14 protein-coding genes are annotated in these 21,829 nt (G+C 73.8%); 8 read left to right on the plus strand and 6 right to left on the minus strand.

The genetic code is table 11. The features are described 5' to 3' along the window. Positions 1-25: 25 nt before the first annotated feature. A complete protein-coding gene (locus ACI8AA_RS05615) occupies positions 26-811 on the minus strand; it encodes an enoyl-CoA hydratase/isomerase family protein (RefSeq protein ID WP_457043523.1) in 786 nt (261 codons plus the stop codon). 59 nt (positions 812-870) lie between these two features. Continuing rightward, entirely contained in the window at positions 871-1,683 is an 813-nt protein-coding gene (locus ACI8AA_RS05620; RefSeq protein ID WP_457043524.1) for an ABC transporter ATP-binding protein, read from the minus strand. Positions 1,684-1,747: 64 nt separating this feature from the next. Between ACI8AA_RS05620 and glgX the strand changes: the two genes are divergently transcribed. Next, complete coding sequence (gene glgX, locus ACI8AA_RS05625) at positions 1,748-3,901, plus strand: glycogen debranching protein GlgX (protein ID WP_457043525.1); 2,154 nt, start codon at positions 1,748-1,750, stop codon at positions 3,899-3,901. 133 nt (positions 3,902-4,034) lie between these two features. On the opposite strand, the gene ACI8AA_RS05630 is transcribed toward glgX, so the two are convergent. Next, complete coding sequence (locus ACI8AA_RS05630) at positions 4,035-5,033, minus strand: FHA domain-containing protein (RefSeq protein WP_457043526.1); 999 nt, start codon at positions 5,031-5,033, stop codon at positions 4,035-4,037. Positions 5,034-5,180: 147 nt separating this feature from the next. Continuing rightward, positions 5,181-7,730 carry an alpha-glucan family phosphorylase gene (gene glgP, locus ACI8AA_RS05635; RefSeq protein ID WP_457043527.1) on the minus strand — a complete coding sequence of 850 codons (2,550 nt, stop codon included), beginning with the start codon at positions 7,728-7,730 and terminating at the stop codon, positions 5,181-5,183. A 131-nt stretch (positions 7,731-7,861) separates the two neighbouring features. On the opposite strand from glgP, the gene ACI8AA_RS05640 reads away from it, so the two are divergent. The 6 genes from ACI8AA_RS05640 to ACI8AA_RS05665 all read left to right on the plus strand — a co-directional run bounded on the left by ACI8AA_RS05640 (position 7,862) and on the right by ACI8AA_RS05665 (position 19,240). After that, positions 7,862-9,889 carry an alpha-1,4-glucan--maltose-1-phosphate maltosyltransferase gene (locus ACI8AA_RS05640; protein ID WP_457043528.1) on the plus strand — a complete coding sequence of 676 codons (2,028 nt, stop codon included), beginning with the start codon at positions 7,862-7,864 and terminating at the stop codon, positions 9,887-9,889. 55 nt (positions 9,890-9,944) lie between these two features. Further along, positions 9,945-11,783, plus strand: coding sequence for a maltose alpha-D-glucosyltransferase (treS, locus tag ACI8AA_RS05645; RefSeq protein ID WP_457043529.1), 1,839 nt, complete (start codon positions 9,945-9,947; stop codon positions 11,781-11,783). A gap of 13 nt (positions 11,784-11,796) precedes the next feature. Next, complete coding sequence (locus tag ACI8AA_RS05650) at positions 11,797-13,185, plus strand: maltokinase N-terminal cap-like domain-containing protein (RefSeq protein WP_457043530.1); 1,389 nt, start codon at positions 11,797-11,799, stop codon at positions 13,183-13,185. Positions 13,186-13,250: 65 nt separating this feature from the next. Beyond that, on the plus strand, positions 13,251-16,178 hold the full coding sequence (gene glgB / locus ACI8AA_RS05655) for a 1,4-alpha-glucan branching protein GlgB (RefSeq protein WP_457043531.1): 2,928 nt from the start codon (positions 13,251-13,253) through the stop codon (positions 16,176-16,178). A gap of 190 nt (positions 16,179-16,368) precedes the next feature. Then, complete coding sequence (locus tag ACI8AA_RS05660) at positions 16,369-17,757, plus strand: neutral zinc metallopeptidase (protein ID WP_457043532.1); 1,389 nt, start codon at positions 16,369-16,371, stop codon at positions 17,755-17,757. A gap of 91 nt (positions 17,758-17,848) precedes the next feature. After that, positions 17,849-19,240 carry a neutral zinc metallopeptidase gene (locus ACI8AA_RS05665; protein WP_457043533.1) on the plus strand — a complete coding sequence of 464 codons (1,392 nt, stop codon included), beginning with the start codon at positions 17,849-17,851 and terminating at the stop codon, positions 19,238-19,240. A gap of 4 nt (positions 19,241-19,244) precedes the next feature. Here ACI8AA_RS05665 and ACI8AA_RS05670 read toward each other — a convergent pair whose 3' ends face one another. Further along, on the minus strand, positions 19,245-20,213 hold the full coding sequence (locus ACI8AA_RS05670) for a tetratricopeptide repeat protein (RefSeq protein WP_457043534.1): 969 nt from the start codon (positions 20,211-20,213) through the stop codon (positions 19,245-19,247). Positions 20,214-20,248: 35 nt separating this feature from the next. After that, on the minus strand, positions 20,249-20,782 hold the full coding sequence (locus ACI8AA_RS05675; RefSeq protein ID WP_457043535.1) for a MarR family winged helix-turn-helix transcriptional regulator: 534 nt from the start codon (positions 20,780-20,782) through the stop codon (positions 20,249-20,251). Positions 20,783-20,937: 155 nt separating this feature from the next. Between ACI8AA_RS05675 and ACI8AA_RS05680 the strand changes: the two genes are divergently transcribed. Beyond that, positions 20,938-21,825: an endonuclease domain-containing protein gene (locus ACI8AA_RS05680; protein WP_457043536.1), complete on the plus strand. Its 888-nt coding sequence runs from the start codon at positions 20,938-20,940 to the stop codon at positions 21,823-21,825. Positions 21,826-21,829 lie beyond the last annotated feature (4 nt).

Raw genomic sequence — 21,829 nt, forward strand, 5'->3', positions numbered from 1 at the left:
GAGAACGTTCGGGGGACCGCGGGGGTCAGCGCCCGGTGAAGGTCGCCTTGCCGGGCCCGCTCTCGAGGAAGGAGCGCATCCCGGTCTTCTGGTCCTCGGTGTCGAACAGCTCCGCGAACAGCCGGCTCTCCAGCGCCAGGCCCTGCTCGATCGGCCCGTCGAGGCCCTCGTCGATCGCCTGCTTGGCCGCGGCCAGCGCCAGCGGCGGCCCGGCGGCGAACTTCCGCGCCATGGCGACGGCGGTGTCGTACACCTCGGCGTCCGGGACGACGGCGTCGGCCAGGCCCATCTCCAGCGCCTCCTCGGCGCCGACGTGCCGGCCGGTGAAGACGAGGTCCTTGGCCTTGGCCGGGCCGACCAGGCGGGCCAGCCGCTGGGTGCCGCCGGCGCCGGGGATGACGCCGAGCAGGATCTCGGGCTGGCCGACCTTCGCGCCGGCGCCCATGACCCGGAAGTCGGCGCAGAGCGCGAGCTCGTAGCCGCCGCCGAGGGCGTAGCCGGTGATGGCGGCGATGACCGGCTTGGGGATCCGGGCGACGGTGGTGAAGCTGTGGGTGAGCTCGCGGCCCCAGGCGACCATCGAGCTGCCGGTCAGCTGCGACATCGCCTTGATGTCGGCCCCGGCGGCGAACACCCGCTCCCCGCCGTACATCACGACGGCGCGCACGTCGGCGCGCTCGGTCGCCTCGATCGCCGCGGCGCGCACCTCGGTGTACAGCTGCTCGTCGATCGCGTTCATCTTGGGCCGGTCGAGGCGGATCGTGCCCACCCCGTCCTCCACCGACAGGGTCACGAACTCGGGCGCTGCCATGCACGGCCTCCAGCGAGGGGACGACGTCGTCGCCTGGACCCTAACCAGAGGACCGCAGGTCACCCCCGGCGACGGGCGGTGAAGCGGCCGTCGGAACGCTCGAGGGCCAGCGGCAGGCCGAACGTCTCCGACAGCAGCTCGGCGGTGATCACCTGCCCCAGCGGGCCCGCGGCGACCACCGCGCCCTGGCGCAGCAGCAGCGCGTGCGTGTACCCGGGCGGGATCTCCTCGACGTGGTGGGTGACCAGCACCTGCGCCGGGGCGTAGAGGTAGGTGGCGAGGTCCGACAGCCGGCTCACCAGGTCCTCGCGGCCGCCCAGGTCGAGGCCCGCGCCGGGCTCGTCGAGCAGCAGCAGCTCCGGGTCTGGCATCAGCGCGCGGGCGATCTGCACCCGCTTGCGCTCCCCCTCGCTGAGCGTGCCGAAGGGCCGGTGCGCGATCCGCTGCACGCCCCACTGCTGCATGAGCGTCGCGGCGCGGGTGAGGTCGTGGATGTCGTAGCGCTCTCGGGCGCGGCCGACGATCGCGTACCCGGCGGACAGGACGACGTCGCCGGTCCGCTCCCCCGACTCGATCCGCTGCGCCAGCGCCGCGCTGGTCAGGCCGATCCGCGGGCGCAGCTCGAACACGTCGACCGCGCCCATCGTCTCGCCGAGCAGCCGCACCTCGCCGCGCGTGGGGTGCATGTGCGCGCCGGCCAGCTGCAGCAGCGTCGTCTTGCCGGCGCCGTTGGGCCCGAGCACGACCCAGCGCTGCTCGGGCCGGACCGTCCAGTCCACCCCCCGCAGCAGGTGCGACTGCCCGCGGACGACGTCCACGCCGCGCATCTCGACGACCGGTTCTGCTCCGCCGACGGCGGCACTGCTCGACACGGCCCCATCCAACCAACCCGCCCGCCTGCACCCGGGGAGGTGGCGGTCTTGGCACGATCGCCGGGTGAGGACCACCAGCGAGGACGTCGAGGTCTGGCCGGGCTCCCCCGCCCCCCTGGGCGCGCACTGGGACGGCACCGGCACGAACTTCGCGCTGTGGTCGGCCGGCGCCACCGCCGTCGACCTGTGCCTGTTCGACGAGGGCGGCTTCGAGCACCGCCACCGGCTGCAGGAGACCACCCACCAGGTCTGGCACGGGCGGCTGCCCGGCGTCGGGCCCGGGCAGCGCTACGGCTACCGGGTGCACGGGCCGTGGGACCCCGGCGCCGGGCACCGGTGGAACCCGGAGAAGCTGCTGCTGGACCCCTACGCCCGCGCCGTCGACGGCGACCTGACGCTGCACCCGGCGCTGTTCGCCTACCGCGCCGACGGCCCCGACACCGGCCCGGCCGACCCGCGGGACTCCGCGCCGTACGTGCCGCACGGCGTCGTCGTCCACGACTCCTTCCCGTGGGACGGCGACCGGCGGCCGGCCACCTCGTGGTCGGACACCGTCGTCTACGAGGTGCACGTCAAGGGCGCGACCATGCGCCACCCGGGCGTGCCGCCGGCGCTGCGCGGCACCTACGCGGGGCTGGCGCACCCGGCGTTCGTCGAGCACCTGGTGTCCCTGGGCGTCACCACCGTCGAGCTGCTGCCGGTGCACCACTTCGTCAGCGAGCCGCACCTGCTGCGCCGCGGGCTGACCAACTACTGGGGCTACAACACCCTCGGCTACTTCGCCCCGCACGCCGCCTACAGCTCGGCCGGGTCCGGCGGGGCGCAGGTCACCGAGTTCAAGGCGATGGTGAAGGCGCTGCACGCGGCCGGCATCGAGGTGGTCCTCGACGTCGTCTACAACCACACCGCCGAGGGCGACCACACCGGGCCGTCGCTGTCGCTCAAGGGCATCGACAACGCCGGCTACTACCGGCTCAACGGCGAGAACCCGGCCCGCTACACCGACTACACCGGCTGTGGGAACACCCTCGACGTCCGCCGGCCGCAGGTGCTCGCGATGCTCATGGACTCCCTGCGGTACTGGGTCACCGAGATGCACGTGGACGGCTTCCGGTTCGACCTCGCCGCCGCGCTGGCCCGGTCCTTCCACGACGTCGACCGGCTCTCGGCGTTCTTCGACGTCGTCCACCAGGACCCCGTCGTCAGCCAGGTGAAGCTCATCGCCGAGCCCTGGGACATCGGCGAGGGGGGCTACCAGGTGGGCAACTTCCCGCCGCTGTGGACCGAGTGGAACGGCCGCTATCGCGACACGGTGCGCGACGTGTGGGCCGGCTCGCACGTCGGCGTGCGCGACCTGGCCTACCGGCTGACCGGCTCCTCGGACCTCTACCGCTCCGACGGCCGCCGCCCGTTCGCGAGCGTCAACTTCGTCACCGCCCACGACGGGTTCACCCTCCGCGACCTGGTCACCTACGAGCACAAGCGCAACGAGGCCAACGGCGAGGAGAACCGGGACGGCGAGAGTCACAACCGCAACTGGAACTGCGGCGTCGAGGGGCCGACCGACGACCCGGAGGTGCAGGCGCTGCGCGGCCGCCAGGTGCGCAACCTGCTGACGACGCTGCTGCTGTCGACCGGCGTCCCGATGCTCACCGCCGGCGACGAGCTCGGCCGCACCCAGGGCGGCAACAACAACGCCTACTGCCAGGACAACGCGGTGTCCTGGATCGACTGGGACGCCGCCGACGGGGACCTGCTCGCGTTCGTCCGCCGGCTGCTGCGGGTGCGCCGCGACGCGCCGGTGCTGCGCCAGGAGGCGTTCTTCGAGGGCCACGAGATCCCGGGCACCGGCGGCACCCGCGACGTGGCCTGGTTCGCGCCCGGCGGCGGGCAGCTGACCACCGCGGACTGGTTCGACACCGGCCTGCAGACGGTCGGCATGTACCTCGACGGCCGTGGCATCCGGCACCGGGACGAGCGCGGCCGCCCGGTGGTCGACGACTCCTACCTCGTGCAGCTGCACGCCGGGCCGGAGCCGGTGACGGTCCAGCTGCCGGGGGCGCCGTGGTCCGACGGCTACGAACTCGTGCTGAGCACCGAGTACCCGACCGGGGCGCCGCCGCGGCCGGCCGTCGTCGCGCCCGGGGCGATCGAGGTGCCGCCGCGCACCGTCTGGCTGCTGCGCGTCCTGCGCCGCCCGCACGATCAGGCGAGCTGATCGTGCGGCGTCCCGGCTCACCGTCGAGGCCGAGCCAGGACGCGTCCCGGTGAGCCAGGACGCGTCGAGGTGAGCCAGGAGACGCCGCGGGCCCGGTCCCCTCGGGGAACCGGGCCCGCGGCGGGCGGTGCGCTCAGTCCTGGGGCTGCTCGTAGGTGATGACCGTCCAGCCGAGCAGGAGGCGGTCGCCGTCGGAGAGCGGGTGGGCGACGCCGGGCTCCAGCTGGGTCCACTCGGTGGCCTCGGGGCCGGCGACGTGGGTGCCGTTGAGCGAGCCGAGGTCGGTGAGGGTGACCTCGCGGCCGGAACGCTGGATGGCGGCGTGCGCCGAGGAGAGCACGTTCTGCGTGTCGGCGATCGGCACCGGGCGGGCGTTGCCCGCGGTCACCAGCTCGTGGCTGTCGGGGCGGCGGCCGAGGACGAGGTCCTCGTCGACGGTGACGACCAGGCCGTCGTCGAAGCGCAGCACCGGCGCGGCGGCGGCGTCGGGCTTCCAGAACGCCGTCTCCTCGCCGCCGTCGTCGACGCGCGTGGACCCCTGCCCCGACGCCGAGGCCCCGACCGAGGCGCCGTAGGACGGCGCGGCGGCGAAGCCGGCGTCCGAGCCCGCGCTGAACGACGACGCCGGCGTGTGGGTGGCCGGCGGGACGGCGGCCGGGGCGGACGAGGCCGCCGCGAGCTGCAGCAGCGCACCGGCGCCGGGGACCGCGCCCTCGACGAGGTCGTAGGCGACGCCCGGCGGCATCTGCGGGGTGGCCTGGCCCGGGCCGACGTAGAGCGTGGCGCCGAGCGGGAACCCGGCGGCCAGGCTGCACCCGTCGGCCGGCTGACCGGAGACCGGGACGCCGTCGACGGCCGGCTGGCCCTTGCCGGACCACAGCGCGACGCCGGTGCCGGTGCCGCCGCTGGAGTCGACGAGGACGAGCGCGAAGGAGGCCGAGCCGCCCCCGAGCGCGGGCACCTGGGCGGCGACCGCCGCCAGGACGCGGTCGGCGCCGGGGCCGGACACGCCCAGGCAGGCGTGCAGGGCAGCGACCAGGGCCGGCGAGCCGGGTGCGTCGACCCAGAGCAGTCCCCCGCCGCGACGGGCCACGAGGGCGTCTCCGGGCAGGACTTCACAGCGGTCGGGCATGCGCGCCAGCCTAGTGACCGCGCGCGGCCGTGCGTGGTCCGGCCACGCCACCCGTGGGGACGCTGCGACCTGCGTGACTGGTGAGTTGCCGGGGCGGCCTCCCGCCCCCGCCGCGAGCCCGGGAGCGGTGGGGGCAGGGGGCCTCCGTCAGGCCGAGCGCACCAGGCCCAGCTCCGCGGGGTCGGCCAGGTGCTCGGAGTGCGGCAGCACGCGCACCGTGTACCCGAACGCGCCGGTGCGCTCGAGCGGCAGCGTCGCGGTGAACCAGTGCCGCGAGCCCTCGGTGTGCTCGTGCCGCATCGGCACCGTCGTCACCTCGTGCAGGCCGTCGGCGTCGTCGACCCGCCCGTAGGCCGCCTGCACCTCGACGTCGGCCGGGGTGAGGTGCGGCAGCTCCACCTCCGCGCGCAGCGCCAGCGTCGAGCCGATCTCCGGGGTGTCGCCGGCGCCGGTGGCCTCGACGTGCGCGACCCGCACGCCCGACCAGTTCTCCAGCAGGTGCGCCCGCCACTGCGCCTCGGCCCGCGCCGGCGCGTACCCGCCGTCGGCCATGGTCCGCGAGGAGCCCGCCGCCGGCACGTACAGCCGCTCGACGTAGTCGCGCACCATCCGGGTGGCCAGCACCTTCGGGCCGGTCTCGCGCAGCGTGTGCCGCACCATCTCGACCCAGCGGGTGGGGATGCCGTCCCGGTCGGTCTCGTAGAACCGCGGCAGCACCTGGGTGGACAGCAGGTCGTAGATGGCCCGCGCCTCGACGTCGTCGCGCCGCTCGTGGTCGGTGACGCCGTCGGCGGTGGGGATCGCCCAGCCGTTCTGGCCGTCGAACCACTCGTCCCACCAGCCGTCGCGGATGGAGAGGTTGAGCCCGCCGTTGAGCGCGGCCTTCATGCCCGAGGTGCCGCAGGCCTCCAGCGGCCGCAGCGGGTTGTTCAGCCAGACGTCGCAGCCCCAGTAGAGGTAGCGGGCCATCCCGATGTCGTAGCCGGGCAGGAACGCGATGCGGTGCCGGATGGCGGGGTCGTCGGCGAACTTCACCATCTGCTGGATCAGCTGCTTGCCGCCGTCGTCGGCCGGGTGGCTCTTGCCGGCGATGACCAGCTGGACCGGCCGCTCCTCGTCGAGCAGGAGGGCCCGCAGCCGGTCGGGGTCGCGCAGCATGAGGGTCAGCCGCTTGTAGGAGGGCACCCGGCGGGCGAAGCCGATGGTGAGGACGTCGGGGTCGAAGGCGGTGTCGGTCCAGCGCACCTCGGCCTCGGCCGCGCCGCGCGAGCGCGCCGTCTCGCGCAGCCGGCGGCGCACCTCCTCGACCAGCCGGCCGCGCAGCATCCGGCGGGTGTTCCACAGCTCCAGCGCCGGGATCCGGTCGACGCCGTCGAACGACGCCGGCCCGGTGCCCTCGAACGGGTCGCCGTCGCTGGAGGTCTGGGTGCCGAGCTCCACCAGCTCCCGGGCGGTCCAGGTGGGCGCGTGCACCCCGTTGGTGATCGAGGTGATCGGGACGTCGGCCTCGTCGAAGCCCGGCCACAGCGGGTTGAACATCGACCGGCTGACGTGCCCGTGCAGCTGGCTCACGCCGTTGGCCCGCTGCCCCAGCCGCAGGCCCATGTGCGCCATGTTGAACTTCGTCGGGTCGTCCTCGGCGCCGAGCGGGATAAGGTGCTCGAGCGGGACGCCGAACCCGGCGAAGTACCGCTCGATCAGCGCCCGCGGGAACCGGTCGATGCCGGCGGGCACCGGCGTGTGCGTGGTGAACACCGTGCCGGCGCGCACGGCCTGCAGCGCCTCGGTGAAGGACAACCCGTGCGACTCGGTGAGCTCCCGGATCCGCTCGACGCCCTGGAAGCCGGCGTGGCCCTCGTTGGCGTGGAACACCTCCGGCGCCGGGGTGCCGGTGAGCTGGCAGTAGGCGCGCAGCGCCCGGACGCCGCCGATGCCGAGCAGCATCTCCTGGCGCAGCCGGTGGTCCTCGTCGCCGCCGTAGAGCCGGTCGGTGACCCCGCGCTCGGCCGGGGCGTTCTCCTCGATGTCGCTGTCGAGCAGCAGCAGCGACACCCGGCCCACCTGCGCCCGCCACACGTGCGCGTGCAGGGTGCGACCCTCGGGCAGCGGGACGGTGAGGACGACGGCGGACCCGTCGGGCTGGCGCAGCAGCTTGACCGGCAGGCCGTGCGGGTCCAGCGACGGGTAGTGCTCCAGCTGCCAGCCGTCGGCCGACAGCCCCTGCTCGAAGTAGCCGGCCCGGTACAGCAGGCCGACGCCGATCAGCGGGACGCCGAGGTCGGAGGCGGCCTTGAGGTGGTCGCCGGCGAGGATGCCCAGGCCGCCGGAGTACTGCGGCAGGACCTCGGTGATGCCGAACTCGGCGGAGAAGTAGGCGATGCTGCGCGGCGCCTCCGGCCCCAGCGACTGGTACCAGTGCTCCGAGGACAGGTAGTCGTCGAGGTCGTCGACGACGTCCTGGAGGCGGCGGAGGAACCGGCGGTCGGTCGACAGCGTGGCCAGCCGCTCGGCCGACACCTCGCCCAGGACCTTCACCGGGTCGTTGTTGCAGGTCCGCCACAACTCGGGGTCCAGCGCCTCGAACAGGTCGCGGGTCTCCGGGTGCCACGACCAGCGGAGGTTCATGACCAGCTGGGACAGCGGCATGAGGGCCTCGGGGAGGGCCGCCCGGACGGTGAACCGACGCAGAGCTCGCACGCGGGGAGCCTAGCCAGCGGGACGCGTCCGGACAGGTCGGACGCACCACACGAACGGGGGGCGCGCACCCGGTGGGGGACGTCTCGGCGGCCGAGGTGTGACGGGTGCCGGAGGTGGATAGCGTGGCCGGGATGACTCGCCGCGCTGACCTCCGCCTCGGCATCACCGATGTCGCCCCCGTCGTGTCCTGCGGGTCGTTCTCGGCCCGCGCCGTGGTCGGCGAGCACCTGCCGGTCACCGCCACCGTCTTCCGGGAGGGCCACGACGCCGTCGCGGCCGACGTCGTCTGGACCGCTCCGGACGGCACCCGGGGGCCCCTCAACCGCATGCGCCGCTTCGGCGCGGAGCCCGACCGGTGGATCACCACCGTGGTGCCCGACCGGGAGGGGCGGTGGACGTTCCGGGTCGAGGCGTGGAGCGACCCGCTGGCCACCTGGCACCACGCCGTCGAGGTGAAGATCGAGGCCGGCCAGGGCCCCGGCGAGCTGGCCAACGACCTCGAGGAGGGCGCCCGGCTGCTCGAGCGGGTCGCCGAGGGCGCCGACGACGAGTGGCGCGGCCGCCTCGGCGACGCCGTCGCGGCGCTGCGCGACACCTCCCGCACGCTGCCCGACCGCGTCGCGCCGGCGCTGGCCGCCGGGCTGCAGCGCTACCTCGACGAGCACCCGGTGCGCGAGCTGGTCACCCCGACGCCGGAGTACGAGGTGTGGGTCGACCGGCCGCGCGCGCTCTACGGCTCCTGGTACGAGTTCTTCCCCCGCTCCGAGGGCCCCGTCGTCGGCGGGCAGCCGGCGCACGGGACGTTCCAGACCGCGGGCGACCGGCTGCCGGCGGTCGCCGAGATGGGCTTCGACGTCGTCTACCTGCCGCCGGTCCACCCGATCGGCAAGGTCAACCGCAAGGGCCCGAACACGCCGCAGTTCCCCGGCGGCAACCCGCACGAGGTCGGTCCGGACGACGTCGGCTCGCCGTGGGCGATCGGCAGCGACGAGGGCGGCCACGACGCCGTCCACCCGCAGCTGGGCACGATGGAGGACTTCCGCGCCTTCGTCACCCGCACCCGCGGCCTGGGCATGGAGGTGGCGCTGGACCTGGCGCTGCAGGCCGCGCCGGACCACCCGTGGGTCAAGGAGCACCCGGAGTGGTTCACCACCAAGCCCGACGGGTCGATCGCCTACGCGGAGAACCCGCCGAAGAAGTACCAGGACATCTACCCGGTCAACTTCGACAACGACCCCGAGGGCATCTACGCCGAGGTGCTGCGGGTGGTGCGGGTGTGGATGGACGCCGGCGTGCGGATCTTCCGGGTCGACAACCCGCACACCAAGCCGCTGGACTTCTGGCACTGGCTGATCTGGAAGGTCAAGGAGACCGACCCGGACGTGCTCTTCCTCGCCGAGGCCTTCACGCGGCCGGCGATGATGCACCAGCTGGCGCGGATCGGGTTCACCCAGTCCTACACGTACTTCACGTGGCGGACCGCGCGCGGCGAGATCGAGGACTACGGCCGCGAGCTCGCCACCAACGCGCACTACATGCGGCCGAACTTCTTCGTGAACACCCCGGACATCCTGCACGCGAGCCTGCAGTACGGCGGCCCGCCGATGTTCAAGATCCGCGCGGTGCTCGCGTCGATGATGAGCCCGACCTGGGGCGTCTACTCCGGGTACGAGCTCTACGAGCACGTGGCGGTGCGGCCGGGCAGCGAGGAGTACCTCGACAGCGAGAAGTACCGGCTGCGCCCGCGCGACTGGGCCGGCGCCGAGGCGGCCGGCCGGAGCCTGGCGCCCTACCTGCGCACGCTCAACGAGGTCCGCCGCCGGCACCCGGCGCTGCAGCAGCTGCGGACGCTGCGGTTCCACCAGGTCGACAACCCGAACCTCATCTGCTTCACCAAGACCGACCCGGCCTCGCAGGACGCCGTCCTCGTGGTCTGCGCCCTCGACAGCCAGAACCGGCAGATCGGGACGACGGCGCTGGACATGCCGACCCTCGGGCTGGACTGGCACGAGCGGTTCGCCGTCACCGACGAGATCACCGGCGCCCGCTACGACTGGGGCCAGTTCAACTACGTGGAGCTCGACCCCTACTGGGAGCCGGCGCACGTGTTCTCGGTCCACCTGCCCCGGCCGGTGACCTGGCCGCCGCCGGTCTCCTGACCCCTTCCCCAGCACCGACGACCAGCGAGGGCTTCCCGCACCGATGACGCTCCCCGTGCCCGACTCCGCCGACGCGGGCTCCGCGCTGCCACCGCGGGGCACCGACCCGCTCTGGTACAAGCGCGCCGTCTTCTACGAGGTGCTCGTCCGCGGCTTCGCCGACAGCAACGCCGACGGCGTGGGCGACCTCCGCGGCATGATCGACAAGCTCGACTACCTGCAGTGGCTCGGGGTCGACTGCCTCTGGCTGCCGCCGTTCTTCGCCTCGCCGCTGCGCGACGGCGGGTACGACGTCAGCGACTACACCGCGGTGCTGCCGGAGTTCGGCGACATCGAGGACTTCCGCGAGCTGCTCAACGCCGCCCACGCCCGCGGCATCCGCGTGATCATCGACTTCGTCATGAACCACACCTCGGACCAGCACCCCTGGTTCCAGGCCAGCCGCAGCGACCCCGAGGGCCCCTACGGCGACTTCTACGTGTGGGCCGACGACGACACCGGCTACGCCGACGCGCGGATCATCTTCGTCGACACCGAGTCGTCCAACTGGACGTTCGACCCGGTGCGCAAGCAGTACTTCTGGCACCGCTTCTTCTCGCACCAGCCGGACCTCAACTTCGAGAACCCGAAGGTGCAGGAGGCGATCATCGACGCCCTGCGCTTCTGGCTGGACCTGGGCATCGACGGCTTCCGGCTGGACGCGGTCCCCTACCTGTTCGAGGAGGAGGGGACCAACGGCGAGAACCTCCCCCGCACCCACGAGTTCCTCAAGCACGTGCGCAAGGTGGTCGACGCCGACTACCCCGACCGCGTGCTGCTGTGCGAGGCCAACCAGTGGCCGGCCGACGTCGTCGAGTACTTCGGCGAGGACGGCGACGAGTGCCAGATGGCCTTCCACTTCCCGGTGATGCCGCGCCTGTTCATGGCCGCGCGCCGGGAACAGCGGTTCCCGATCTCGGAGATCATGGCCCAGACGCCGCCGATCCCCGACAACTGCCAGTGGGGCATCTTCCTGCGCAACCACGACGAGCTGACCCTCGAGATGGTCACCGACGAGGAGCGCGACTACATGTGGGCGGAGTACGCCAAGGACCCCCGCATGAAGGCCAACATCGGCATCCGCCGCCGGCTGGCGCCGCTGCTGGAGAACGACACCAACACCCTCGAGCTGTTCAACGCGCTGCTGCTCTCGCTGCCCGGCTCGCCCGTCCTGTACTACGGCGACGAGATCGGCATGGGCGACAACATCTGGCTCGGCGACCGCGACGGCGTCCGCACGCCGATGCAATGGACGCCCGACCGCAACGGCGGCTTCTCCACCGCCGACCCGCAGCGGATGTACCTGCCGCTGAACCAGGACCCGGTCTACGGCTACCAGACCACCAACGTCGAGGCGCAGCTGCGCAACACCAACTCGATGCTGCAGTGGATCCGCCGGATGATCGCCGTCCGCAAGGAGCACCCCACCTTCGGCCTGGGCAGCTACGAGGAGGTCGGGTCGCGCAACCCCACGGTGCTGTCGTTCGTCCGCGAGTTCGGCGACGACGTGGTGCTGTGCGTCAACAACCTGTCCCGCTTCCCGCAGCCGGTGGAGCTGGACCTGCGCCGGTTCGAGGGCTACACCCCGATCGAGCTCACCGGCCGGGTGGAGTTCCCGCAGATCGGCGTGCTGCCCTACATGCTCACCCTGGCCGGGCACGGCTTCTACTGGTTCGAGCTGGCCAAGCCGGTGGAGCCGGTCGAGGAGCCGGCCGCGGAGCCGGAGGGCGCCACCAGCCCGGTCGCCGACTCGCTGCTGGCCGCCGGCCTGGTCAGCGAGGCCGAGGAGATCCCCGGCGACAGCGACACCCGGACCGGCGACGACGTCCCGCCCGGCAGCGGAGGACCCCGATGAGCGGAGCAGCCGAATGAGCAAGGCCCTGGCCGACGTCCTGCGCGAGTGGATGCCGCACCAGCGCTGGTTCGGTGGCAAGGGCCGGGAGTGGGCCGACGTCACCGAGGAGGGCTTCTTCCTCTCGCGGTCCGAGCCGGTCCTGTCGGTGCACCGCGTGCGGGTGACCTACGCCGACGGCGCCGTCGAGACCTACCTGGTGCCGCTGTCGTGGCGGGCGCACCCGGAGGAGGAGCTGTCCTCGGCGCTCGTGGGCGCCGTCCCGGCCAAGGGCGCGGACGGGACCGACCGGGAGAACTACGCCTACGACGCGATGCGCGACCGCGACGCCACCCCGCCGTGGCTGACGCACCTGGTGGCCGCCTCGACGGTGGGGCCGATGCACTTCCACCCGGCCGGCGTCGCGCCGATCCCCGAGGGCGTGCCCGGTGACGTCGTGTCGACCGAGCAGAGCAACACCTCGCTGGTCTACGGCCAGGACGCGATCTTCAAGCTGTTCCGCCGGCTCGAGCCCGGGCTCAACCCCGACGTCGAGATCGGCGAGGCGCTGCGCAAGACGGAGAACCCGCACATCGCGCCGCTGCTGGGCTACATCGAGATCGACGACCCCGACGGCGGCGAGCCGGCGACCGCCGCGATGCTGCAGACGTTCGTCCGCGGCGCCAGCGACGGGTGGCGGCTGGCCACCGCCAGCGTCCGCGACCTCTACGCCGAGGGCGACCTGCACGCCGACGAGGTCGGGGGCGACTTCGCCGCCGACAGCGAGCGGCTGGGAGCGGCGACCGCCTCGGTGCACGCCGACCTCGCCCGCGTCCTGGACACCGAGCCGGCCGACCGCGAGTGGTTCGCCGCCACCGCGCGGGCGATGAGCGACCGGCTGGAGGCGGCGCTGGCCGTCGTCCCCCAGCTGGAGGAGCACCTCGAGGGCCTGCGCGCGGTGTACGCCGCGGTGGCCGACAGCCCGGAGCAGGTGGTGCGCCAGCGGGTGCACGGCGACTTCCACCTGGGCCAGGTGCTGCGGACGGCGACCGGCTGGGTGGTGCTCGACTTCGAGGGCGAGCCGGCCCGGCCGCTGGCCGAGCGGCGGCAGCTGGACAGCCCGCTGCGCGACGTCGCGGGCATGCTGCGCAGCTTCGACTACGCCGCCCGGCACATGCTCGTGGAGCAGCCCGACGACCCCCAGCGCGCGTACCGGGCGCAGGAGTGGGCCGAGCGCAACCGCGGCGCGTTCTGCGCGGGCTACTCGGCGGCCAGCGGCATGGACCCGTGCGGGGACTCCCCGCTCCTGCGGGCCTTCGAGGCGGACAAGGCGGTCTACGAGTGCGTCTACGAGGCGCGCAACCGGCCGAACTGGCTGATGATCCCGCTGAACTCGCTGTCCCGGATCACCGCCGCGAGCACCTGACCACCACACCAGACGACGACGCAGCAGACGACGAAGCAGACGACGAAGAGGACGGCAACGCGACGATGACGACGAGCGACCCGACACCCGCGAGCGGGGCGGCCGCCGAGACCGCTGACTCGCCGGCCACCAAGGAGCAGCTGCAGCAGGCGGTCGAGGAGATGAGCGCGCAGGCCGAGGCCGCCGAGGCCGAGCCGGTCGTGAACCCGACGCCGGCCCGCAAGCGGGCGCCGGCCAAGAAGGCCGCCGCGAAGAAGGCCCCGGCCAAGAAGGCCACCGCGAAGAAGGCCGCCGCCACGGACGCGGCCACCGCCGCGGTGGCCGGCGGCGACGGGGCCGCCGAGCCCGCCGCGGCGAAGAAAATCACGAAGCGGGCCGCGAAGAAGGCCGCGCCGGCGGCCGACGGCGAGGCGCCGGTCAAGGCCACCCGGAGGCGGGCGCCGCGCAAGACGGCCGCGGAGAGCGCCGCCGAGCCCGCCGCCGAGGTCGTCGCCGAGCAGGGCGGCACCGCGACGCCGGTGGTCGCGCCCGCGCCGATCGCCGAGCCCGGCTCCCCCTCGGGCGCACCGGCCCCCCAGCCGGAGCCGCCCTCGCCCGACCCGGCCGAGCCCTCGACGCCGCAGGCGCCCGGGCAGGACGCGGCTGCCGGGACCGCCGTCGCGCAGGTGCCCGAGCCGACGCCGCCGGGCGTCGAGGAGGGCGGACTCACCAGCGGCGCCGGCGGCGGGGGCGAGCACGACGCCCCCGAGCGGGTCACCGACGAGGACCTGCGGGCGATCGTCGACGGCTGGTCCCGCGACCCGCACCGGGTGCTCGGCGCGCACGCCGCCGCCGAGGGCTGGGTGGTGCGCACGCTGCGGCCCGACGCGTCCGCGGTGGTCGTCGTCGACCAGGACGACTCCCGCTACGAGGCCCGGCGGATCCACGGCGGCGGCATCTACGAGGCCGCGCTGCCGCAGCAGCCCGGGGACTACCGCCTCGAGGTGACCTACGGCGGGGACACCTTCACCGTCGACGACCCCTACCGCTGGATGCCCACCCTCGGCGAGCTCGACCAGTACCTGATCGGCGAGGGCCGGCACGAGCGGCTGTACGAGGCGCTCGGCGCGCACGTGCGGCGCTACGAGACCCCGCGCGGCACCGTCGAGGGCGTCTCCTTCGCCGTCTGGGCGCCCAACGCGCAGGGCGTGAAGGTCACCGGCGACTTCGACTACTGGGAGGCCCGCGCCTACCCGATGCGGCAGCTCGGCTCAATCGGCGTCTGGGAGGTCTTCATCCCGGGCGTGCAGGCCGGCACCCGGTACCGCTTCCACGTCCTGGGCGCCGACGGCGTCTGGCGGGAGAAGTCCGACCCGATGGCCTTCGCCACCGAGGTGCCGCCGGCCAACGCCTCCGTCGTCGTCGAGTCCACCCACGAGTGGAACGACGACGCGTGGCTCGCCGAGCGCGCGAGCGGCAACTGGCACGAGCGGCCGATGAGCGTCTACGAGGTGCACCTGGGCTCGTGGCGGCAGGGCCTGTCCTACCGCCAGCTGGCCGAGGAGCTCGTCGACTACGCCGTGGCCGCCGGGTTCACCCACCTGGAGTTCCTGCCGGTCGCCGAGCACCCGTTCGGCGGCTCGTGGGGCTACCAGGTCACCAGCTACTACGCCCCGACGTCGCGGTTCGGCAGCCCCGACGACTTCCGCTACCTCGTCGACCGGGCGCACCAGGCCGGCCTCGGCGTCATCGTCGACTGGGTGCCGGCGCACTTCCCCAAGGACGCCTGGGCGCTGGGCCGGTTCGACGGCACCGCGCTCTACGAGCACGACGACCCGCGCCGCGGCGAGCAGCCGGACTGGGGCACGTTCGTCTTCAACTTCGGCCGCACCGAGGTGCGCAACTTCCTGGTCGCCAACGCGCTGTTCTGGGCCCGGGAGTTCCACGTCGACGGGCTGCGGGTCGACGCCGTCGCCTCGATGCTCTACCTCGACTACTCGCGTGAGGAGGGCGAGTGGATCCCCAACGTCCACGGCGGGCGGGAGAACCTCGAGGCGGTGTCGTTCCTGCAGGAGGTCAACGCCACCGTCTACCGCGAGGTGCCGGGCGTGGTGACCATCGCCGAGGAGTCGACCGCCTGGCCCGGGGTCACCCGGCCCACCTACCTCGGCGGCCTGGGCTTCGGGTTCAAGTGGAACATGGGCTGGATGCACGACTCGCTGGCCTACGTCCAGCGCCAGCCGGTGCACCGCAGCTACCACCACAACCAGCTGACGTTCTCGATGATGTACGCCTACTCCGAGAACTACGTGCTGCCGATCAGCCACGACGAGGTCGTCTACGGCAAGGGCTCGCTGCTGCGGAAGATGCCGGGCGACCGGTGGCAGCAGCTGGCCGGCGTGCGCGGCTACCTCGCCTACATGTGGGCCCACCCCGGCAAGCAGCTGCTGTTCATGGGCTCGGAGTTCGCCCAGGACGGCGAGTGGGCCGAGAGCCGCTCGCTGGACTGGTGGCACCTCGACGACCCCGCGCACCGCGGCGTCCTGCAGCTGGTCACCGACCTCAACGCCCGGTACCGGGAGACCGAGGCGCTGTGGTCGCTCGACGTCGACCCGGCCGGGTTCCAGTGGATCGACGCCAACGACGCCGGCGGCAACGTCATCACCTTCCTGCGCTACGGCCGGCCGAAGGTCGCCGACGTCCCGACGCCGACCGAGGCCGCCGAGAGCGGCACCGAGGCCGCGGTCGTCGAGGGCAGCGGGCAGACGCCGGGCCAGGTGCTCGCCGTCGTCTGCAACTTCGCCGGCACCCCGCACCACGGCTACCGGATCGGCCTGCCGCGCGGCGGGCGCTGGCGCGAGGTGCTCAACACCGACGCCGAGGGCTACGGCGGCTCCGGGGTCGGCAACTACGGCGGGGTCGACGCGGTCGAGGAGCCCTGGCACGGCCAGCCGTTCTCGGCCACCGTCTCCGCCCCGCCGCTGGGCACCCTCTGGCTGCTGCACGAGGGCTGATCCACCCGGTCTGACCGGCGACGGCCGGGCCGCTCCACACGCTGGAGCGGCCCGGTCACGTCCCGTGCGCGGACCCGTTCCCCGCTGCCGCCTGCCCGTGCATCATGACCCGGCTCCGCGCCCCGGTGGCGCGGGCCGGCCCCGGCTCCCTCGGGCGCCCGCACCCCGGCAGAGAAGGAACCCCAGCTCCATGAGGCATGGTCTGCGCCGCGCGATCGTCGCGGCAGCGGCGGGCAGCGTGCTGCTCACCGGTTGCTCGAGCACCGTCGTCGGCGCCGCCTCCCGCGGGCCGAGCGTCCCGGTCGACGTGTCCGACGACGAGTTCCCCATCACCGGTTCCGCGGACACCGAGGCCGACCGGCTGGCCCGCAACGCCCTGGCCGACCTCGACACCTTCTGGAGCGAGGCCTACCCCGCGTTCTTCGGCGAGGAGTACCAGCCGATCACCGGCGGCTACTTCTCGGTCGACTCCACGAACATCGACGAGTCCGCCTACCCGAGCACCGGCATCGGCTGCGAGCGGGCGCCCGAGGACCCCGACGGCGTGGCGAACAACGCCCACTACGACCCCAACTGCGACGCCGTCGCCTACGACCGCGCGCTGCTCGACCAGCTCAGCGCCGAGTTCGGGCCCTACCTCGGCCCCGCCGTCATGGCGCACGAGATCGGCCACGCCATGCAGGGCCGGTTCGGCTTCGCCGACTCGACGATCGTCGTCGAGACGCAGGCCGACTGCCTGGCCGGCGCCTTCACCCGGTGGGTGATCGACGGCAACGCCGAGCACATCGCGCTGCGCGTCTCGGAGCTCGACCAGGTGGTGCTCGGCTTCATCGGCCTGCGCGACCCGGTCGGGTTCTCCCCCGACGACGACCGGGCGCACGGCTCGGGCTTCGACCGGCTGTCGGGCTTCTACGCCGGCTACGAGGGCGGCGTCGGCACCTGCCGGGACGACTTCACCGAGCAGCGGCTGTTCGTCGCCACCGAGTTCCTCACCGAGGACGACCTCGACAACGAGGGCAACGCCCCGTACGAGGACATCGCCGGGCTGACCGAGCAGTCGCTGCCGCTGTTCTACGAGCAGGTGTTCCCCGGCCTCGGCCAGGACTTCACCGCGCCGACCATCGAGGTCTTCGACGGCACCGCGCCCGACTGCGGCGACATGGGCGCCGAGGACCGCGACCTCGGGTTCTGCGAGGCCGACGGCACCGTCTACGTCGACGAGACCGACCTGCTCGGCCCGGCGTACGAGGGCATCGGCGACTTCGCCGTCGCCACGGCCGTCTCCCTCGCCTACGCCCAGGCCGCGCGCGCCGAGCTCGGCCTGTCCATCGACGACGCCACCGCCGTCAGCTCCGCGGTCTGCCTGACCGGCTGGTACGCCGGGCGGTTCTGGACCGGCGACTTCCAGGACGTCGGCGCCCTGTCCCCCGGCGACGTCGACGAGGCGGCGATCTTCCTGCTCACCTACGGCCAGCAGGAGAGCGTCTTCCCGAACACCGACCTGTCCGGCTTCGAGATGGTCGACGCCTTCCGCGACGGCTTCCTCGACGGCGGCGCCGGCTGCGAGATCGGTCTCTGACGACGCACCACCCGTGACGGCGCCCGTCTCCGCGGGGGAGGCGGGCGCCGTCCGCGTTCACGCAGGCCGATGGCGGGTAGAGGCTCCCGCGATGGACCTCCGCACGCGCTCCCGGGGCGCACTCGCCGTCGTCGTGGCGCTCGGCGTCCTCCTGACGACGGGGTGCTCGTACGTCGTCATCGGGCAGGCGCGCTCGCAGGGTGCGCCGTCGCAGTCGGTCGGCGACGACACCCTGCGCGTCGTCGGCGCCACCGACGGGCCGATCGACACCCTCGCCCGCAACGCCCTGGCCGACCTGCAGACGTTCTGGTCGGACACCTTCCCCGCCGTCTTCGGGCAGCCGTTCCAGCCGCTGACCGGCGGCTACTTCAGCGTCGACCCGAACGACGTCGACCCGGCGGCCTACCCCGAGGGCATCGGCTGCGGCACCGACCCGCTCGACCTGGAGAACAACGCCTTCTACTGCTCCTCGCAGGGCGTGCCCAACTCCGACTCGATCAGCTACGACCGCGCCTTCCTCGGCGAGCTGGCCGCGCAGTACGGCGAGGTCCTGCCGCAGCTGGTCATGGCCCACGAGTTCGGCCACGCGGTCCAGGCCCGGGTCGGCTACCCGCGGACCTCGATCGCCACCGAGACCCAGGCCGACTGCCTGGCCGGCGCGTGGACCGCGTGGGTGGCCGACGGCAACGCCGAGTTCTCCTCCGTCGACACTCCCGACCTCGACCAGCTGCTGCGCGGCTACTTCCTGCTCCGCGACCCGGTGGGCACCGGCACCGGCGAGCAGCAGGCACACGGCTCCTACTTCGACCGCGTCTCGGCGTTCCAGGAGGGCTTCGACGACGGCGCCGAGGCCTGCCGCGACCGCTACGGCTCCGACCGCGTCTTCACCCAGGGCGAGTTCACGTCCGACGAGGACTTCGTCAACCAGGGGAACGCGGACCCCGCGACCACGCAGAGCATCATCGAGGAGTCCCTGCCGGAGTTCTGGACCCGCGCGTTCACCGAGGTGCTGGACGCCGAGTTCACCCCGCCGCAGCTGGAGACCACCTCGAGCCCGCCGGACTGCGCCCCGGCCGACGTCGCGCTCGTCTACTGCCCCGACGGCGGCAGCTCCGGGCTGGTCGCCTACGACCGGGACTTCGCCGGGCAGGCCTACGAGCTGGGTGACTTCGCCGTCGTCACCGGGGTGGCCATCCCCTACGCGCTGGCGGCGCGCGACCAGCTCGACCTGTCCACCGGGGACACCGCCGCCCTGCAGTCGGCGGTGTGCCTGACCGGCTGGTACTCCGCGCAGGTCTACAACAACCAGCTCGACACGGTGCGGATCTCACCGGGCGACATCGACGAGAGCGTGCAGTTCCTGCTCACCTACGGCAACGACCCCGACGTGCTGGCCGACGTCGACCTGACCGGCTTCCAGCTCGTCGACGTGTTCCGCGCCGGGTTCCTGCAGGGCGCCGGCGCCTGCGACGTCGGGGCCTAGCGCCTCAGTACAGCGCGGCCATCAGCTGGCGCCGCGCGGCGATCACCCGCGGGTCCTCGGCGCCCACGACGTCGAACAGCTCGACCAGGTGCTTCCGCGCCGCGTCGCGGTCGTCGCCGGCGGTGCGGCGGACGACGTCGACCAGCCGGGTGAAGGCGCCCTCGACGTCGCCGGTGCCCAGGAGGAAGTCGGCGGCCCGGGTCTGCGCGGCGACGTCGTCGGGGGCGGCGTCGGCCTTGGCCAGTGCGTCGGGGCCGGCGGCGTCGGCGCGGCGGAACAGCTGCACCTGGCGCAGTGCGAGGCCGGCGACCGGATGGTCGGGCTCGACGTCGACGATCGCCCGGTAGGCGGCCTCGGCGGCCTCCAGGTCCCCGCGCTCGAGCGCCGCCTCGGCGGCGTCCAGGCGCGGGTCGTCGAGGCCCTCGTCCTCGGCGCCCTCCGCGCCCGGCACCGCCCCGCCGGTGGTGGCGCGCACGAGCTCGGTGACGAACTGGCGGGCCTGCTCCTCGGGGATGGCGCCGGTGAACTCGGCGACCAGCTGCCCCTGCCAGACGGCCTTGACCGCCGGGATGCCCTGGACCCGCAGGCCCTGGGCCAGCGCGGGGTTGGCGTCGACGTCGACCTTCGCCAGCACCCACGAGCCGCCGCCCTCGGCGGCCAGCCGCTCGAGGACCGGGGACAGCTGCTTGCACGGCCCGCACCACTCGGCCCACAGGTCGAGGACGACCGGCACCTGGAAGGAGCGGTCGAGGACCTCGGTCTGGAAGGTGGCCTCGGTGACGTCCACGACGGCGGAGCCGGGGGCACCCGCCGGCGCGGCGGCGCTCGGCGGCGGGGCGGCCTGGGCCCGAGCGGCGGCCTCGGAGCGCGCCTTGACGGCGGCGAGGTCGACCGCACCGGCCAGGGAGGCGGCCAGCTGTGCCTGCTGGGCCTGCGCGCGCGGGTCGGGGCGTCCGGGACGGGTGGGCTGCATGGCGTCCATGATCCCACCGGCGGGCCGGTGTGGTGTCAGCCCTCGGCGGACGGGGCCGGGTCGACCTCCGCGACGTCGCCGGCGCCGAGGCGGACCCGGCGCAGCAGGTCGAACAGCTGCGCCTGCTCGGCCTCGGGCAGGTCGCCCAGGCCGAAGTCCAGCGCCATGAGCTGGCCGGTGGCCGCCTCGACGACCTCCCGGCCGCGGTCGGTGATGCCGGCCAGGACGCCGCGCCCGTCGGCGGGGTTGGGCCGGCGGTCGACGAACCCGGCCGCGACCAGCCGGTCGATCGCGTTGGTGACGCTGGTCGGGTGCACCATCAGCCGGCTGCCGATCACCTTGAGCGGCAGCTGCCCGGTGCGGCTGAAGGTCAGCAGCACGAGCACCTCGTAGCGGGCGAAGGTCAGCCCGTGCGGGCGCAGCACCTCGTCGAAGCGGGCGAGCAGGATCTGCTGGACCCGGAACACCGACGTCGCGGCGCGCATCGCCGACGCCGGCCCGAAGCGGTGTTCCCAGGTCTCCCCCGCGCGCTCGATCGGGTCGAACGGCAGCCCCAGCGCCCGGACCATGCGCCCGACGCTACCTGTGCTCGGCGTCCGTACCGCGGTGAGATGCGGCTCAGGGTCGTCTCCGGGCGACAGATGACCGCGCTGAGGCGCATCTCGGTGCCCGGCTGTGGACGACGCGAGCGGCGCGGTGGCCCGGCGCGGCAGCATGCCCGCCCGTGCCCCGGCCGCCGGTCCGTCCACCACAGCTGGCCGGCCGGGTCTTCCGCGGCTCCGCAGTCGTCCGGGCCGGCCTCCTGACCCGCTCGCAACTGCGGACCTCGGCCTGGCGGCGCGTGTTCCCCGACGTCCACGCCTGCACGACCGCGCGGATCGACCACGCCGTCCGCGCCCTGGCGGTCAGCCGGCTGCTGCTCCCGGGCGCCGTCGTGAGCGGACGCAGGGCCGCCGTCCTGTGGGGCGTGGACCTGGCCGACGCCGATGACGACGTCACCTGCACCGTCGCGGCCCCCGTCCGTGCGGGCGCGGTGGCCGGTGTGGCCCTCACCCGACGGGACCTCCGCACGGAGGAGACGACGACCCGGCGGGGTACCCGGGTCACCACGCCGCTGCGGACGGTCCTGGACCTGGCGCGCACGCGCCCCCTCGATGACGCCGTCGTCGACGTCGACCGGTTCCTGCGCAGCGGGCTGGTCGACCTCGGGTCGGCGCGGGAGGCGGCGGGGACCCTCACCGGCCGGGACTGCCGCCACGTCCGGCGCGTCCTGGCGCTGAGCGACGGACTGGCCGAGTCACCGCAGGAGACCAGGCTGCGGCTGCTCCTGCTCCGGTCCGGGCTGCCCCGGCCGGTCGCCCAGCACGTGGTGCGTGACGGCCCCCGGTTCGTCGCCCGGGTCGACCTCGCCTGGCCCGGACAGCGCATCGCGGTCGAGTACGACGGCGCCTGGCACGCCGATCCTGCTCAGTTGCGCGCCGACCGGGCGCGGCTCAACCGGCTCACCGCGGCCGGCTGGCGCGTCGTCTTCGTCACCGCCGCGGACCTGCACCGTCCCGAGGTCCTGCTCGCCCGGCTGCGGGCGCTGCTCGCCTCACCGAGACCCGCTTGAGGGT

It is taken from the genome of Geodermatophilus sp. SYSU D01180 (assembly GCF_054050415.1).

What these genes read in the sequence shown, in the direction of transcription:
- ACI8AA_RS05615 (WP_457043523.1), bottom strand. Translation starts at nt 811, where the DNA reads ATGGCAGCGCCCGAGTTCGTGACCCTGTCGGTGGAGGACGGGGTGGGC.
- ACI8AA_RS05630 (WP_457043526.1), bottom strand. Translation starts at nt 5,033, where the DNA reads ATGCCCGACCGCTGTGAAGTCCTGCCCGGAGACGCCCTCGTGGCCCGT.
- ACI8AA_RS05640 (WP_457043528.1), top strand. Translation starts at nt 7,862, where the DNA reads ATGACTCGCCGCGCTGACCTCCGCCTCGGCATCACCGATGTCGCCCCC.
- ACI8AA_RS05650 (WP_457043530.1), top strand. Translation starts at nt 11,797, where the DNA reads ATGAGCAAGGCCCTGGCCGACGTCCTGCGCGAGTGGATGCCGCACCAG.
- glgB (WP_457043531.1), top strand. Translation starts at nt 13,251, where the DNA reads ATGACGACGAGCGACCCGACACCCGCGAGCGGGGCGGCCGCCGAGACC.
- ACI8AA_RS05660 (WP_457043532.1), top strand. Translation starts at nt 16,369, where the DNA reads ATGAGGCATGGTCTGCGCCGCGCGATCGTCGCGGCAGCGGCGGGCAGC.
- ACI8AA_RS05665 (WP_457043533.1), top strand. Translation starts at nt 17,849, where the DNA reads ATGGACCTCCGCACGCGCTCCCGGGGCGCACTCGCCGTCGTCGTGGCG.
- ACI8AA_RS05670 (WP_457043534.1), bottom strand. Translation starts at nt 20,213, where the DNA reads ATGCAGCCCACCCGTCCCGGACGCCCCGACCCGCGCGCGCAGGCCCAG.
- ACI8AA_RS05675 (WP_457043535.1), bottom strand. Translation starts at nt 20,782, where the DNA reads ATGGTCCGGGCGCTGGGGCTGCCGTTCGACCCGATCGAGCGCGCGGGG.